Origin of the sequence: Aeromonas sp. S18(2024), assembly GCF_041402525.1 — a bacterium.
Taxonomy (GTDB): Bacteria; Pseudomonadota; Gammaproteobacteria; order Enterobacterales; family Aeromonadaceae; genus Aeromonas; species Aeromonas enteropelogenes.
Map to the genome: position 1 here is coordinate 25,116 of NZ_JBGLQV010000004.1, position 14,662 is coordinate 39,777.

The window sequence follows — 14,662 nt, forward strand, 5'->3', positions numbered from 1 at the left end:
GACGAGGATCAGCGACCCTCGTTACCAACATTCAACTGATGGCGTGGCAAACCGACAGAGATCAACGCCGCCAACAGAATAAAGAGGGTGGAGATCCAGAGGCAGGCCTCCAGACCATAGAGCTGGAAAACCAGCCCGGAGAGCAGGGTGCCGAGCAGGCGGCCCAAGGCATTGGCCATGTAGTAAAAGCCCACATCGAGCGACACGCCATCAGCTCCTGCATAACTGACGATGAGGTAGCTGTGCAGAGAAGAGTTGATGGCAAACAGGGCGCCAAACACCATCAGACCGCCCACCAGGCTGATGGCCGGATGCACCTCATAGTGGAGTGCAAGGGCAATCAGGGCCGGGGTCAGTGCCAACACTAGCGCCCAGCGCATCGCAGCCTTGCCATCGGGTACACGACCCTCTCGCTTGCCGGTAAAGCGGGGGGCTTGGGTCTGAACCACGCCATAAGCAATGATCCAGAGCGCCAGGAATCCCCCCACATACCAGTGATCCCAGCCAAAGCTAGCTGCGAGGTAAACAGGCAATGCCACCACAAACCAGACATCGCGGGCCCCAAACAGGAACAGGCGGGCCGCCGACAGGTAGTTGATGGCGCGGCTCTTGGAGAAGAGCTCGCTGAACTTGGGCTTGTTCTTGGCTTTACCGAGATCCCGTTTCAGGGTAAGCATGCTGACGCACCACACCAGCGCCAACGCCAGTGCCATGACCAGCACGGCCCCCTGAAACCCGAGCAGGGTCAGCAGGGCGCCACCAAGGAAAAAGCCCATCCCTTTCAGGGCATTCTTCGAACCGGTCAAGAGGGCAACCCACTTGTAGAGCTGACCCTGAGCCTCCCCCGGTACCAGCAACTTGATGGAGCTTTTGGCGCTCATCTTGTTGAGGTCTTTGGCTATCCCCGAAAGCGCCTGCGCTCCCATCACCCAGGGCACCGTCAGCCAGAGTGGTGGCACCAGCAACATGCCCAGTGCCAGCACCTGGAGGGCCAGCCCTATGTTCATGGTGCGGTTGAGCCCGAGTCGAGCCCCGAGCCAGCCCCCCACCAGATTGGTCACCACGCCGAAGATCTCGTAGAAGAGAAACAGGGAGGCGATGGCCAGCGGGCTGTAACCGAGTCCATGGAAGTAGAGCACCACCAACATGCGCAGAGCGCCATCGGTCAAGGTAAAGGCCCAGTAGTTGCCGGTCACCAGCAGATACTGGCGGATCTCGGGGGAGAGTCGGGTCAGTGCCATGGCGGGTTATCCTTGCGCCTTGTCCATTTGACCGACCATGCGCATCAGCTCGGCGGTGCGGTTGGCATAGCCCCACTCGTTGTCATACCAGGCGTAGATCTTCACCTGGGTGCCGTTGATTACCATGGTGGAGAGCGCATCGATTGTGCAAGATCGCGGATCTGTCTTGTAATCCACCGACACCAGGGGGCGCTCTTCATAGCCCATGACCCCCTTGAGCTCGTTCATCGCAGCCGCCTTGAGCAAGCCATTGACCTCGGCCTCGGTAGTGGGACGGCTCACCTCGAACACGCAATCGGTGAGGGAGGCGTTGGCGAGCGGCACCCGCACCGCATGACCGTTTAGCTTGCCCTTGAGCTCGGGGAAGATGTGGGTGATGGCGGTGGCAGAACCCGTGGTGGTGGGGATCAGGCTCAGGCCGCAGGCGCGGGCACGGCGCAGGTCGGCATGGGGTGCATCCAGGATGGTCTGGGTGTTGGTGATGTCATGAATGGTGGTCATGGAACCGTGCTTGATGCCCAGTTGTTCGTGGATCACCTTCACCACTGGCGCCAGGCAGTTGGTGGTACAGGAGGCCGCCGTCACTATAGGGTGCAGCGCCTTGTCGTAGAGGTGGTGGTTGACCCCCATGACTACGTTGAGGACACCTTCTTCCTTGACAGGAGCTGTCACCACGACCCGCTTCACCCCTTGCTCCAGATAGGCACCCAGCAGAGCCTTGGTTTTCATCTTGCCGGAAGCCTCGATCACCACATCACAACCAGACCAGTCAGTCTGACCGATCTCCTTGTTGCGAGTGCAGAGGATGCGATGGTTACCGATCACCATCTCATCCCCCTCGCTGCTGGCTTCATGATGCCAGCGGCCATGGACGGAATCGAAGGTGATGAGGTGTGCCAAGGAGGCGGCATCCCCAGCCGGGTCATTGATACGCACAAACTCCACATCCGCCCAGTCGAAGGCGGCGCGAAATGAGAGACGGCCCATGCGGCCAAAACCGTTGATACCTACTTTGATGGTCATGCTGTTTTCCTTAACCGGCGAATGCGTAGTGGGTGTTGAGGTAATTGACGTGAGGGGTCAGGGTCAACGCCTTGGGACGCAACCCTTGCACTAGGGCCTTAACCCTGGCAGGGGCATAGCCCGATTCCAGCAGCAGTATGGCCGCCATCAGCCCGGTACGTCCCGAGCCACCACGGCAATGAATGGCCAGAGTCTGGCCCGCCGCCAGACGCGCCAGCAGATCCGCTTTGTGGTTGGCAAAGGCGGTGGCAAACGGTGCTTCGGGAGAGCAATCGTCCTCAACCGGCAGCTGGAACCAGGCCAGTCCTAACGCCTCACACTCGGCGGGCAAGGCATCAGCCTTGAATTCGCTAAGCTCGGCATCAGGCATCATGGTGACCACCGCATCAGCCCCAGCCTCTTGCAGGGTCTTGAGGGACGCTTGCAAGGAAGCCTCCTTGGTGCCAGGGCAGGGAGTGAAGATAAGGCGGGCGCCATTATCCAGGTTCAGGATGTCAAACGGGTGCATGATAAACAGCGACTCCATGTCTCATTGAGAACGTTAGGTGGGTGAAGAGTGGTTGATGGTTCGCATCGCTTGTTGCAGCGAGATGCGATCCAGTTTGTTCAGCGGCAGGCTCAGGAAGATCCTCAGCCGGTTGCCGATTTCGTGATAAACCTTGTTGAACGCAGCCCATTGTTCAACATCGCTTCCTATTACAGCTGCCGGGTCACTAAAGCCCCAATGGCCGGTGATGGGTTGCCCCGGCCATGCAGGGCACTGCTCTCCTGCCGCTAGGTCACATACCGTCAGGATAAAATCCATCTTGGGGGCATCTGGATGGGCAAACTCCTCCCAGCTCTTGCTGCGCAAGGTGCTGGTGTCCAGATTGTGTTGCGCCAGCAGTTCCAGGGTCATCGGGTGGATCTCCCCTTTCGGGGAGACGCCAGCACTAAAGGCATTGAAGTTGCCCTGACCGAGCCGGTTGAGCAGCGCCTCAGCCATGATGCTGCGGGCAGAATTACCGGTGCAGAGGAAGAGCACATTGAACGGAGGTTGCATCTCACATCTCCTTGTGGATGGGGCGACATAAATCTTGCAGCGCTTTCACTCCCACCGGTTCGACAGCTTGCAAGGGCACCACGGCGTAACGCTTCGCATGCTCCTGCTTGACCGCTTCGATATGGGGCTGCTGACGATACGCTCGCTGGGCCAGCAGTGGTGAGGTGATACTGGTCGGAGCCAGCATGTGATTGACCACCCAGGCCCAGGGCTCGATACCGGCGCGGCGCAGGTCGGCTTGCAGGTTGGCCGCCTCCTGTACCGGGGTGGGCTCAGGCAGAGTGACGATCATCACCTTGGTCTGTTTCGGGTCTTGCAACTGCATCATCGGGGTAGTGAAGTGCATTCCTTTACCCCCCATCTGGCGGGCTATCTCTCGGTGATAGGCACCGGTCGCATCGAGCAGCAGCAGGGTATGGCCAGTGGGGGCGGTATCCATCACCACGAAGCGCTTGCCCGCCTCACGAATGATGCGCGAGAAGGCCTGAAACACGGCGATCTCTTCGGTACAGGGGGATCGCAAATCTTCTTCCAGCAGGGCACGGCCCTGGGCATCCAGACTTGCCCCCTTGGTGGCCAGTACCTGGGCACGGTAACGCTCGGTCTCGGCGTGGGGATCGATACGACTGACCTCCAGGCTGGGCAAGGCTCCAGCCAGGGTCTCTCCCAGATGGGCTGCGGGATCTGAGGTGGTCAGGTGAACCGGCAGCCCCCGGCTGGCAAGCTCTACCGCCACGGCCGCCGCCAGGGTAGTTTTACCCACACCGCCCTTGCCCATCAGCATGATGAGCCCGTGGCCATCGTTGGTCAGCTCATCGACCAGTTGCTTCAATCCGGGGTGTGGTTCAGTGGTTACACTCTCAACCTCATCAGTTCCAGTGACCGATGCTGCACCCAGTAACTGGCGCAGGCTGTCCACGCCCACCAGATTGGTCGCCAGCAGCGGCACTCTGTCTTGTGGCAAACTTGCCAGCAGCGCTGGCATATCAGCCATAGCCTGCTGCTCACGTTGCCATACGGCAGTTGCCAAGGGGTCATCAACCAGCTCGCTTTGCGGGAAGATGCCATTGATAACCAGTTGCTGATTGGCAAGACCGATGGTCGCCAGTTCGTCATGGGTACGCGCCACTTCCCGCAGGGTCGAGGCTTGCGCACGGGCGACCAGGATCAGCCGCGTTTTCCCGGCATCAGAGAGGGCTGCAACGGCCTCTGCATATTGGCTGCGCTGTTTTTCCAATCCGGCCAATGGCCCCAGACAAGAAGCATCGCCCTTGCCCTGCTCCAAAAACTCGCTCCATGCCCCTGGCAATTGCAATAGACGGATGGTGTGGCCGGTCGGTGCCGTATCGAACACGATGTGGTCGTATTCCCCAACCAGGCTGCTGTCGGTCAAGAGCGCAGTGAACTCGTCAAAGGCGGCTATCTCTGTAGTGCAGGCACCGGAGAGCTGTTCTTCAATACTGCGTACCACGCTCTCGGGCAGCTTGCCGCGCACAGGGCCAACGATACGTTCGCGATAGGCTTGTGCGGCGGCTTGCGGGTCAATCTCCAGTGCTGATAACCCATCGACTTGCGGGATCTTGGTAATCTGGTTCCCTATCTGGGTGTCGAACACCTGGCCTACGTTTGAAGCCGGATCCGTGCTGACCAGCAGTACCCGTTTGCCACTGTCACACAAAGCAACCGCACTGGCACAGGCTAGCGATGTTTTACCCACCCCGCCTTTACCGGTGAAGAAGAGAAAGGGGGGCGCATCATTGAGAAACGAGTAGTTCAGCAACGGGGACATGAGAGACTCCTATCAGGAAGAACGAGGCAATAAAGCAAACAGAGATCTTGCCAACCAAACGATGACGCTTAGCAGCAACCACTGCTGCCGGAGCAGCATCCACTCTTGACGATCCCTTTGATGGCACCGGCTTTGTTGGACTCAGCGTCTGGTTGTTCACCTTCGGCACCATCACTTTTTGGTGCTTTCGGTAGCTCCAGTCCTGCATAGCGGATCAGTTCAGCGCGGCTGGGATAGCGACCGGTGAGTACCACCTGGCCATCAACCAGGGTCACCGGTAATCCCTCTTCCCCAGTCAGTTCCAGGAAGGAAGCCACTGCCGGAGTTTCAGCGAAGACCAGGGGTTGTTGTGCCAGGTTGAATCGGTATAAAGAGCCACCCTGTTGCTTAAGCCACTCGGCGTCACCGGCAAAGATCACCAGGTTTTGGTCAACTTCTGTGCCACATACGCCGCTGGAGCAGCACAGGGCTGGGTCGAATACTTGTATCAATCTCATGGTCTCTTCCTCACTTAATCTCGGTGGCAATCGCATCCAGAGCTGCTTTTAGCCCCTCGCGATCATTGGAAAAACGGGATACATCTTGCGACAAGAGGGCTTCGATACGCTTTCTCAGCGTCGAATATGCGTTGTGAAAGGCGAGCGCTATCTGTTCCTCGGTGCCGGTTACATGGGCGGGATCATCTACGCCCCAGTGGGCTCGCAATACAGGCCCCAAATAGACAGGGCAGGTTTCATTGGCCGCGTTACCACACACGCTGATCACCACATCGGGTGTCACCGGCAGCTCATGCCAGGATTTGCTGTGCAATCCGCTGATGTCGATACCCTCGCTGGTCAATAACGCCAGTGAACGGGGATGCACCTCACCGGTTGGTTGACTACCGGCACTCATGGCATGCCAACCGGCAGGGGCCAGGTGGTTAAAGGTCGCCTCTGCCAGAATGGAGCGGCACGAGTTGCCGGTGCATAGAAACAAGATATTCATGATGAGCAACCTTCCTTGTTAGTGCAGATATGAACAGGCGGAAGGACCTCAGCAGCACAATTGGCCGTGCTGCGCATATCCGAGCACTGTTCTGGATTGCCATAGCAGCACTCTTCGGTGAGGTAACCGATCAAATCGAGCATCAGGGGAATATTGGCGCGGTAACGCAAGAAACGGCCCTCTTGCTCCACCGAGACAAGGCCTGCATGCAGCATGGCTTTCAGATGGAATGAAAGAGTGTTCGGGGCGATATCCAGTTCACTGGCAAGCTGGCCAGCGACCATACCCTCCAGCCCTGCCTTGACCAGCAGACGCCATACATCGAGGCGGATACCGGATGCGAGAGACTCGAAGACTTTAGTGGCTGTATCTTTATTCATTTGAACCTCTTCATTCATTTCATGAGTACAACTATACAAGAATAGTTGAAATGATCAACCCACCCAGACCTTGCCATTGATTTATTTAGGTACAGGTGCTGTTTACACAACACTCTTCACGGAAAAACGCGATGATCTCTTCCAGCACTTCGTATTGAGAGACGCACAGCAGAGTACGGCTCTCCCGGTTCTGCTTGACCAGACCCACCGAGACCAGTGCGGCAATGTGGTGGCTCAGGGTCGATGCGGGAATGGCGAGCTGCTTTTGCAACTCTCCAACAGGCAGGCCTTGCTCTCCCGCTTTGACCAAATGCTTGAAAATGAACAAACGAGTCGGGTGACCCAGCTCTTTCAATGCCTTAGCAACCTCTTCCAATTGCATAGATCACTCCTCTCGATGACGTATATTTCGATAATACCAGAAATATCTTGACCGCCTCAATAATTCCATTATTTTAGAAATATAGTAAACAAAGAGGACATGAAGATGAATGACTGGTTAACCATGCTGACAGATGCATCTCAGATGTTTTTGTTCCTGGCTTTCGAGCTTTCTGTGCTGTTTCTGGTGATCAGTGCTGGGGTCAGCTTGATCCGCCAGAAGATCCCCGATGCCAAAATCCAAGCCATGCTGGGAGCACGAAAAGGCAGAGGCTATTTGATTTCTGCCGTACTGGGGGCATTGACCCCATTTTGCAGTTGCTCAACCATCCCCATGCTGCGCGGACTCTTGTCTGCCAAAGCCGGTTTTGGGCCAACCCTGACTTTCCTGTTTGTCTCGCCGCTGCTCAACCCGATCATCGTCGGCCTGATGTGGGCCACCTTCGGCTGGAAAGTGACGGTACTGTATGCCGTGATTGCAGCAGGCGTTTCTGTGCTGGCGAGTATGTTGCTGGACATGCTGGGGTTTGAGCGTCATGTCATTGACCCCAAAGAGGCCAAGCAAAGTAGCTGTGGCACCGGTTGTGGCACCACGACAAGTGAACCTGGTAGTGTGAGCGCAACAGCTTGCTGCTCAAGCAATGCTATCAAGTCCATCAAACCGCTAAAGGCTCAGGCATCTTGCTGTGCTGCGCAACCCGATGAGGCTGCATCAACTGTCTCTTGCTGTGCAGATGGCACTGCGGCACTGACTCAGGCCCCAGTCATTCTCACTGCCTTTGCCAAAGCGCGTATCGATGCCTGGCAACAATTCAAAGAAGTGCTGCCTTACTTGTTGCTGGGGGTGCTGATAGGGTCATTTATCTATGGTTTCATCCCCGCCGAGTGGATAGCGGCACACGCCGGGGCAGACAACCCGCTGGCGATCCCATTCAGCGCCATTGTGGGTATTCCACTCTATATCCGGGCAGAAGCCGTTATCCCTCTGGCATCGGTATTGTTGGGCAAAGGAATGGGTATGGGGGCCGTAATGGCACTGATTATCGGTAGTGCAGGAGCCAGCCTGACCGAGGTGATCCTACTCAAGTCGATGTTCAGAACACCTATGATTGTAGCGTTCCTGACCGTCATACTGGGGATGGCCGTCATGATGGGCTACCTGACCCAACTACTGTTTGCATAAATGACAAAGGGCCTTCTGAAACAGAAGGCCCTTTTTTACACGGGAAAATTACTTGGCTATTGATGAGCGGGTGTTGATGAACAACCCCATCAGCTGGAACAACAACGCAGCCATTGAAATCCCCAAGACCAGAATACCGATCTCAGCTAGGTTAGGAACATAGTGTTGTACAGTACCAAACCAGGTCGATTTTGGCCCAAGAGACACCAACTGTCCGCTGGTCACAAAGGCAACCTCAGCCAGGAAAGACCAGAGCAAGGTCACCAGCATGGCCACTTTCACATTCATGAATGACAGCGCCAAGGCGATGACAAAACCGAGTGGCAGCCAGCCCTGTACCCACATACCGTTTCCCACACCGCTGTTTCTGATGCTGTAAACCCAGAGTACAGAGAGCAGGATAATCTGGGCTATCACTGCAAGCCGCCAAATACCCCATAAGCGTGGATTGAATGCGCGGGTTACTTGCAGCAAGCCGATAATGGAGACCCCACTGACCATGGCGCAGACAAGGGTAAACAGCGCTGACTGCGCCCCTGAAAATGCGGCTCTGGCCACGACAGTGCCAAACACCGACCCTAATGTCAGCGAGGCCAGACAGGCAATGACCAAGGTACTCCAGGCCAACATACGGCCTTTCGCAAGGTGTACTCCCTTCCATTCAGCCAAGAACTTAAGCAGTAACAACACCAGCTCAATGGAATAGAGTGTTCCCATCCACCAGATAGGGGACATCACGTTCGGGGACAAGACCAACCAGATGATGCTAAAGGGTGACCCCATCTCTGTCGCCAGTGCAGTGAACGCTCCCAGCAACAGGGCTATGGCGGTGAGCAGCAACTGCCTCTTGTTCTGTTTCAGCCAGTCATCATCCAATATCTCAGCCAACGCGAGCAAGATGGATGCCCCCGTGCTCATCAATGCCAGAAAAATGTAGGTGATCAGTGGCAGCGTCCAGATCATGCTGTCGTTGGTTTTGAATGAAGAGTGGAAAAACCACTCTTCAATAGCGAAAAAACCACCGAAAAGACAGCCAGCCACCGCCAGTAACAGGGTCATCCTGGATGTATTAGTCATAGCGCCTCCCTATACCCGGCGGGTTGGTGTGTATTGTCTGATATAGAAAACCTTGGCCTGAGTGCCTAATTCAGCTCTCAACGGTTTGCCATCAAATTGGCGGATCAGGACAGATACCTCACTGTTAGGGTCATCCAAATCGCCCACAACCCGAGCATGTGATGGACAGGCATCGACACAAGCAGGATTGAGCCCCACTTTCAGACGGTGGTCACAGAAGGTGCATTTCTCCACCTTGCCACGATGCCGCAATACTGGATAGGTGTTGCCACGCTCGGGGTTACTGTTGGGACATCCCTCACCTCCAGATGCTTCCAGCATGGTCTTGGGGGTGTAGGTGCCAGCAGGCAAAACCCCATCTAGCCGCTGCCACTCTTCGTGGGGTTTATTCCAGTTGAAGCTGATGACACCGTATGGGCAATTCACCATGCAGGCCTTGCAGCCAATACACTTGTCGGGGTCGTGGAGTGTCAGTCCCCCTTCGCCCTTATGCATGGCTTTGGTAGGGCAGCCGTTGACACAGGGCGCATTGTCACAGTGGTTGCACATGGTGGAGATGTACTCAAATCTCACATCAGGGAAGACCCCTTCGGACTTGATGATCTTGTCGCACCAGTTAATATCGGGTGTGGTGTTGTTTTCCGCTTTGCAAGCGAAGACACAGCCACTGCAACCAACACATTTCTGTTGGTCAATTACCATTCCATAACGCATTGACTTGTCTCCTTACCTACACCTTCTCAACCCGGACACCAATCGCCCCGTAATATGCAGCAGACCCCGACAAATGCTCGTGAGCTGGCGGTAGGATGTCGTTGTTATTGCCACCTCGTGGCAGCTTGCCAAATTCCAATGCGGCAGTTCGTCCATAGGCCCAGTGCCCTTGACCAAAGGCCTTGGCAACCGTGCCTGGCCGGACACCCTCAAACAATGTCGCTTCACAGGTAATGCTGCCCTGTACGGTGGTGAGTTTGACGAGATCTCCCTCGCTCAACCCCAATGACTTGGCATCAAGCGGGTTGATCTTCACCACGTCTTTATTTTTCTTCTCCCCTGGATCCAAATCCCGGTTGCGCTGATACCAGGTGGTATTTGCCGAACGGCCTTCCCGGTTCAGGCGCGACTTGTGATCGACAAACAACATGGGATAGGCCTCGACATCGCCGAATCGGAATGGCGGCTCGTAGTGGGGAACATAGGCAAGTTCACCTTCGGCGGTGTAGTGACACGCATTCATCACCTCATTGACCGACTTGCCATGCTTACTGGCATGAGTTTCCAGTGCGACTTTTAGGGTTTCGCTGTAGAACTCGAACTTGTGAGTTGCTGTTTTCATCTTGCTCCAGCGAGATTCGAAAGAGTATGGCGATGAGTTCCAGACTCCGATCTTCTTGAAGTGCTCCCAGCCGTCAAAGCGATCACCATTGGTATATTGCGCAGGATCCCACAGTGGTTGCGTCATCAACTTGGTGGCAAACAACCCCAGCTCTGCGTGATTGGCGGGGCTCTTTCCGGTTTCAGGGTCTTTGAATTGCTCCTGGAAATAGCGCAGCGGGGCATCATAGCCACGCTTGGCCAGAGCCTCTGCTAACAGCCAAGGGAGGCCAGTCTCATCCCCAATGTCATTGCCGAGCGAAGTAACTAGCGGTGTTGTGATTGAAACCTGAGAGTGGCGGTTACCCGAGGTGCTCTGAATGCCCCATCGTTCAAACATGAAATGGGGAGCGGGTAACAGCAGGTCGGAGAACCAGCTGAATTCGCTGACGTGGGTCGAAACGTGAGCCACGAAGGGGACTTTCGCCAGCGCCTTTTCCCAACGACCGGCACCGGGGGCCGAGAAGGCAAAGTTATTGAAATAGCCCAGTAATACCTTGGGAAGGTAGGGGTCTTCTTCCAGAATGCTGTCTGCCACCACGTTGGTCATGACACCGGCACCACTCTCCCCTTTTTTCAATGCGGGCCATTCCAAGCGACCCACTCTGTCGATCTTCTCCTTCTTGAGGCCATGCTTGGCGATCTCATCCGCATACTCTTTGCCAGACGCAAAATCAGTCAGGAAGGTCTTGTTGTATTGCAGGACTCCACCTTTGCTATCAACGGCGCCGAGCAAGCCATTCAATGCGTGGCAGGCAAGCCCAATGTAAGCACCGCGTTGTTGCATCTGGATGCCTCTGGAGCGCCAAATCTGGACTCTGGGAGCCGCATCCCCAAGCTTGTGCGCCAACCGGCGAATTTTCTCAACAGGGATTCCGCATATTGGTGCTGCCCACTCGGGTGTCCGATCTTTCAGTTCTAGATTCCACCATTGCACCAGACCATGGGTATGACGCTCGGCGAAAAGCTCTGCGCTCACTGGCTGCCCGGTGACAAAGCGCTGCTCAGGGTCGGTGAAGTCACCAACGAATGGTTTATGCCAGAGCCCTTCGGTCAAGATCACATGGGCCAGTGCCAATGCAAGGGCGCCATCTTGTCCTGGAATAACGGGCAGCCACTCATCCGCTTTGGCAGCAGAGGATGAATAGCGAGGGTCTACAATGGCAACCTGAGCCTTATCCAGCATGTCTCCCCAGGCGGAGCTGTAGTAGGAGACCTGACGGTTGGCACTGAGCGGATCGACACCGAATGAGAGGATATAGCGGGTATCTTGGATGTCGTATTGGCGATATCCCCAGTCCCCTTCGGTAAAGAAACTGGAGAACTTGTCGGCTTCTGCGCAGAGGGAGCTATGGGTGATCGCGTTGGGTGATCCCAGCACTGCGGTAAAGTTCTTGATCAAGACATCGCTCAATTCCGAGTAACGGCCCCGCAATGCAACATAGCGATGGGTTTCATCATTGGCCCTTAACTCCATCAACTTGTCAGCGATGAGGTTGATCGCCTCTGGCCAAGAGATGGGCTTGAAGCCAGGGTCTATGCCCCGACCTTTCTGGGGGTTGGTACGTAGTAGCGGAGTCTTGAGCCTGTCGGCATCATAGAGTTCTTGCAGGGCGAGGTATTGTCTTGGGCAACTGGATTTACCATGCACCTTGGAGTGCTCATTGCCCCTGATATGCAGTGCTCTGCCATCGAGCATATAAACCTGCTTGGCACAAAATGAGGTGCAGCCATTGCAGGTGGAGGGAAGCCATTCCCCCTCACCGGGTCGATACACCATGCCAGCCTTGGCCATTGCCATGGTAATAGCATTGGGAGTGAAGATTGACGAAGCTGCTAAGGCGCTAGCGCCGAGCAAAAAGCCCCGTCTGGAAATTAGAAATTCTTGTTTGTGACCCGACATAGCATCAACCATCCATTGTGTCCCTAGATGGTTAGCTTTGCAGGAATTTAAGAAATACGCATTTGACCAATATCAAGCAATGTTAACAATCCTTTATTCATTGTTTAATTCTTGCTACGCATCAAATAAATCCACTCACGACAGTGATTTATATCACATTGAATTACGATGTAGAGGATCTACGATCACATAATTCAGTAAATAATAACTATTTGTAGTTACGTGGCAGGTAGAGGAACTACATTCTTGCAGACCCATAGAACTTGTACGCTATGTGGCGTGCTCTTGAGGTCAGGTGCTATCAGTCTGTGGTTGAATAGAATGCGGTTTTCAGGTGAGAACCATGTCTGCACGAGCTGTATATGAAAATCATGGAATTTTGATAAATGAACTATATTTTCTTCTTAAATCATCAATATCTTTTCTTGCTTTCCTTTCTTTTTCTTCCAGTGTTTTAATCTCATTTGACTTTTCTTTTAGCAACTGCTCAAACATTACTTTAGCCAGCTCTCTTGATTTAATATCCACGATGTTTGCCAAGTCTTTGGATTTTTCTGTTAAGGCATCTTCTCGTGCTTGTAGTGAGATGAGGCTATCATTTAAATTTTTCTGTATTAAATCTAAGGAAGCTGAACGCCTGCGTATTTCGACTTCATTAGCATCAAGCTGAGCCTCTTTGGCTTTAATGGTTATATTTACATCATCAACCTGTGAATAAAACTCTGCCTTAAGTTCATCTAAATTGAGAAGGTCGCTTAGTAGGTCTTGCTTTTGAGTAATTTCATCTTGTATATGATAGAGGCGGTCTTTCAATTCTATTTCGAAGCTTCTGTATTGGTCTTCCAATAGGATTATCTTTTCCTGTGCCTCTAAAATGGACGACTCTTTTTCATTTAATACTCTCTCCCATCTTTTTAAAATTGCGTTAGCCTTGCCTTCTGCATGCCGAGATTGTTGAATTACTCGCTGCATATCACTTAGCTCAGATTGACTCGTATTTTTTATCGCGTTGTATTCTGCATTAAGCCTCTTAACCTCTGCATCATGCTTTGAACTCAAAGATGAATACTGATGCTGTAAAGATAATAATTGTTGTCTATTATGGGAGTAAATCATTTCGGAAAAGTTGCCAACAGGAGGGTAATCCCCCCATTTTTTGGAGCACTCAAAAGTAGAGGTCATGCGGCCTGTGCCAAGCGCTGTTTCGGCGTGTAGCCGCCCAGCGCCATATTGGGCCGCTCATGGTTATAAACCCACAGCCAGTTCGTGGCAAATTCCTGTAACTCATTCAGTGACTCAAACAGGTAATGGCCCAACCAGTCGTAACGCACAGTGCGGTTAAATCGCTCTATGTAGGCATTCTGCTGCGGGTTGCCTGGCTGGATATACCTCAGCGCAATCCTCTTCTGCTGCGCCCATTGCTTGAGCTCTTCGCTGATGTATTCCGGACCATTATCACAGCGGATTGCGGCTGGTTTGCCCCGCCACTCGATGACCTGCTCCAGCACCCGTTTGACTCGCGAGGCAGGCAAGGAAAAATCCACCTCGATGCACAGTGCTTCGCGATTGAAGTCATCGATCACATTAAACAACCGCACCGAACGACCATCGCTGAGCTGGTCATGCATAAAGTCCATCGACCAACAGTGATTCGGTTGGTCAGGGACTGCCAACGGCTCCGGCTTGGCCCGCACTAGCCGCTTCTTGGGTTTTATCCGCAGATTGAGCTCTAGCGCCCGATAGATCCGGTAGACCCGCTTGTGGTTCCAGCCAAAGCCTTTGACGTTACGCAGGTACAGGAAGCACAGTCCGAAACCCCAGTTGCGCTGGTTGGCGGTGAGGCGCAGCAGCCAGTCGGCAATCTCCTGGTTTTCATCAGCCAGCACGGGCTGATAACGGTAGCAACCCTCGCTCACCTTGAACACCTGGCAAGCCAGACGGATAGAAATGGCGTAATGAGCCACAGCCTTGGTCGCCATCTCCCTGCGGGCAGATGGCGTCACCACTTTTTTGCCATCGCCTCGGAGATGATCTCAGCCTTTAGGCGCTCCTCGGCATACATCTTCTTAAGGCGACGATTTTCCTCTTCCAGCTCTTTGAGGCGCGCCATGAGAGAGGCATCCATGCCACCGAATTTGGAGCGCCACTTGTAGAAGGTGGCGGAGCTGATGCCATGCTCACGGCAGAGCTCAGGGACGGGTGAACCAGACTCGGCCTGCTTGAGGATGGCGATGATCTGTGCATCGCTAAAGCGTGATGTTTTCATGTAGAACCTCCTGCGT

Annotated in this window: 15 protein-coding genes; 1 reads left to right on the plus strand and 14 read right to left on the minus strand. The window is 54.3% G+C overall.

Annotated elements, in window-relative coordinates:
- Positions 1 to 8 precede the first annotated feature (8 nt).
- The 9 genes from arsJ to ACB034_RS08705 all read right to left on the minus strand — a co-directional run bounded on the left by arsJ (position 9) and on the right by ACB034_RS08705 (position 6,844).
- The gene (arsJ, locus tag ACB034_RS08665) at positions 9 to 1,241 is read right to left on the minus strand and encodes an organoarsenical effux MFS transporter ArsJ (RefSeq protein ID WP_371172599.1); all 1,233 of its coding nucleotides are present in this window, start codon (positions 1,239 to 1,241) and stop codon (positions 9 to 11) included.
- A 6-nt stretch (positions 1,242 to 1,247) separates the two neighbouring features.
- The gene (locus ACB034_RS08670) at positions 1,248 to 2,264 is read right to left on the minus strand and encodes an ArsJ-associated glyceraldehyde-3-phosphate dehydrogenase (RefSeq protein WP_371172600.1); all 1,017 of its coding nucleotides are present in this window, start codon (positions 2,262 to 2,264) and stop codon (positions 1,248 to 1,250) included.
- Positions 2,265 to 2,274: 10 nt separating this feature from the next.
- Positions 2,275 to 2,772 (minus strand): protein phosphatase, encoded by a 498-nt coding sequence (locus ACB034_RS08675; protein ID WP_371172601.1) that lies wholly within the window; start codon positions 2,770 to 2,772, stop codon positions 2,275 to 2,277.
- 33 nt (positions 2,773 to 2,805) lie between these two features.
- Entirely contained in the window at positions 2,806 to 3,306 is a 501-nt protein-coding gene (locus tag ACB034_RS08680) for an arsenate reductase ArsC (protein WP_371172602.1), read from the minus strand.
- A 1-nt stretch (position 3,307) separates the two neighbouring features.
- Positions 3,308 to 5,095 (minus strand): arsenical pump-driving ATPase, encoded by a 1,788-nt coding sequence (gene arsA / locus ACB034_RS08685; protein ID WP_371172603.1) that lies wholly within the window; start codon positions 5,093 to 5,095, stop codon positions 3,308 to 3,310.
- Positions 5,096 to 5,163: 68 nt separating this feature from the next.
- Positions 5,164 to 5,592 (minus strand): arsenite efflux transporter metallochaperone ArsD, encoded by a 429-nt coding sequence (arsD, locus tag ACB034_RS08690; RefSeq protein ID WP_371172604.1) that lies wholly within the window; start codon positions 5,590 to 5,592, stop codon positions 5,164 to 5,166.
- A 10-nt stretch (positions 5,593 to 5,602) separates the two neighbouring features.
- Complete coding sequence (locus ACB034_RS08695; protein ID WP_371172605.1) at positions 5,603 to 6,082, minus strand: arsenate reductase ArsC; 480 nt, start codon at positions 6,080 to 6,082, stop codon at positions 5,603 to 5,605.
- The gene (locus ACB034_RS08700) at positions 6,079 to 6,462 is read right to left on the minus strand and encodes a helix-turn-helix transcriptional regulator (protein WP_241324515.1); all 384 of its coding nucleotides are present in this window, start codon (positions 6,460 to 6,462) and stop codon (positions 6,079 to 6,081) included. The genes ACB034_RS08695 and ACB034_RS08700 overlap by 4 nt, the downstream gene beginning before the upstream one ends.
- An 85-nt stretch (positions 6,463 to 6,547) precedes the next feature.
- Positions 6,548 to 6,844, minus strand: a complete 297-nt coding sequence (locus tag ACB034_RS08705) for an ArsR/SmtB family transcription factor (protein ID WP_371172606.1) — start codon at positions 6,842 to 6,844, stop codon at positions 6,548 to 6,550.
- A 105-nt stretch (positions 6,845 to 6,949) separates the two neighbouring features.
- Between ACB034_RS08705 and ACB034_RS08710 the strand changes: the two genes are divergently transcribed.
- Positions 6,950 to 8,026: a permease gene (locus ACB034_RS08710; RefSeq protein WP_371172607.1), complete on the plus strand. Its 1,077-nt coding sequence runs from the start codon at positions 6,950 to 6,952 to the stop codon at positions 8,024 to 8,026.
- Between the two features lie 48 nt (positions 8,027 to 8,074).
- On the opposite strand, the gene ACB034_RS08715 is transcribed toward ACB034_RS08710, so the two are convergent.
- The 5 genes from ACB034_RS08715 to ACB034_RS08735 all read right to left on the minus strand — a co-directional run bounded on the left by ACB034_RS08715 (position 8,075) and on the right by ACB034_RS08735 (position 14,646).
- Positions 8,075 to 9,103: a hypothetical protein gene (locus ACB034_RS08715; protein ID WP_017788452.1), complete on the minus strand. Its 1,029-nt coding sequence runs from the start codon at positions 9,101 to 9,103 to the stop codon at positions 8,075 to 8,077.
- A 9-nt stretch (positions 9,104 to 9,112) separates the two neighbouring features.
- Complete coding sequence (locus ACB034_RS08720; protein ID WP_005303823.1) at positions 9,113 to 9,817, minus strand: 4Fe-4S dicluster domain-containing protein; 705 nt, start codon at positions 9,815 to 9,817, stop codon at positions 9,113 to 9,115.
- 16 nt (positions 9,818 to 9,833) lie between these two features.
- Positions 9,834 to 12,392, minus strand: coding sequence for a molybdopterin-dependent oxidoreductase (locus ACB034_RS08725; RefSeq protein WP_252410983.1), 2,559 nt, complete (start codon positions 12,390 to 12,392; stop codon positions 9,834 to 9,836).
- 357 nt (positions 12,393 to 12,749) lie between these two features.
- Entirely contained in the window at positions 12,750 to 13,562 is an 813-nt protein-coding gene (locus ACB034_RS08730) for a hypothetical protein (RefSeq protein WP_371172608.1), read from the minus strand.
- Positions 13,559 to 14,646 (minus strand): IS3-like element ISAs22 family transposase gene (locus ACB034_RS08735; protein ID WP_088821966.1). Its coding sequence is split into 2 segments (ribosomal slippage): positions 13,559 to 14,394 and positions 14,394 to 14,646, totalling 1,089 coding nucleotides; the frame shifts between segments, so codons are not numbered across the junction. The genes ACB034_RS08730 and ACB034_RS08735 overlap by 4 nt, the downstream gene beginning before the upstream one ends.
- Positions 14,647 to 14,662: the final 16 nt, after the last annotated feature.

Bases quoted from the DNA above. Each gene is read 5' to 3' on its own strand.
- ACB034_RS08720 (WP_005303823.1), bottom strand. From the start codon at position 9,817: ATGCGTTATGGAATGGTAATTGACCAACAGAAATGTGTTGGTTGCAGT.
- ACB034_RS08680 (WP_371172602.1), bottom strand. From the start codon at position 3,306: ATGCAACCTCCGTTCAATGTGCTCTTCCTCTGCACCGGTAATTCTGCC.
- ACB034_RS08715 (WP_017788452.1), bottom strand. From the start codon at position 9,103: ATGACTAATACATCCAGGATGACCCTGTTACTGGCGGTGGCTGGCTGT.
- ACB034_RS08700 (WP_241324515.1), bottom strand. From the start codon at position 6,462: ATGAATAAAGATACAGCCACTAAAGTCTTCGAGTCTCTCGCATCCGGT.
- ACB034_RS08730 (WP_371172608.1), bottom strand. From the start codon at position 13,562: ATGACCTCTACTTTTGAGTGCTCCAAAAAATGGGGGGATTACCCTCCT.
- arsJ (WP_371172599.1), bottom strand. From the start codon at position 1,241: ATGGCACTGACCCGACTCTCCCCCGAGATCCGCCAGTATCTGCTGGTG.
- ACB034_RS08710 (WP_371172607.1), top strand. From the start codon at position 6,950: ATGAATGACTGGTTAACCATGCTGACAGATGCATCTCAGATGTTTTTG.
- ACB034_RS08675 (WP_371172601.1), bottom strand. From the start codon at position 2,772: ATGCACCCGTTTGACATCCTGAACCTGGATAATGGCGCCCGCCTTATC.
- ACB034_RS08695 (WP_371172605.1), bottom strand. From the start codon at position 6,082: ATGAATATCTTGTTTCTATGCACCGGCAACTCGTGCCGCTCCATTCTG.
- arsD (WP_371172604.1), bottom strand. From the start codon at position 5,592: ATGAGATTGATACAAGTATTCGACCCAGCCCTGTGCTGCTCCAGCGGC.
- arsA (WP_371172603.1), bottom strand. From the start codon at position 5,095: ATGTCCCCGTTGCTGAACTACTCGTTTCTCAATGATGCGCCCCCCTTT.
- ACB034_RS08705 (WP_371172606.1), bottom strand. From the start codon at position 6,844: ATGCAATTGGAAGAGGTTGCTAAGGCATTGAAAGAGCTGGGTCACCCG.
- ACB034_RS08725 (WP_252410983.1), bottom strand. From the start codon at position 12,392: ATGGTTGATGCTATGTCGGGTCACAAACAAGAATTTCTAATTTCCAGA.
- ACB034_RS08670 (WP_371172600.1), bottom strand. From the start codon at position 2,264: ATGACCATCAAAGTAGGTATCAACGGTTTTGGCCGCATGGGCCGTCTC.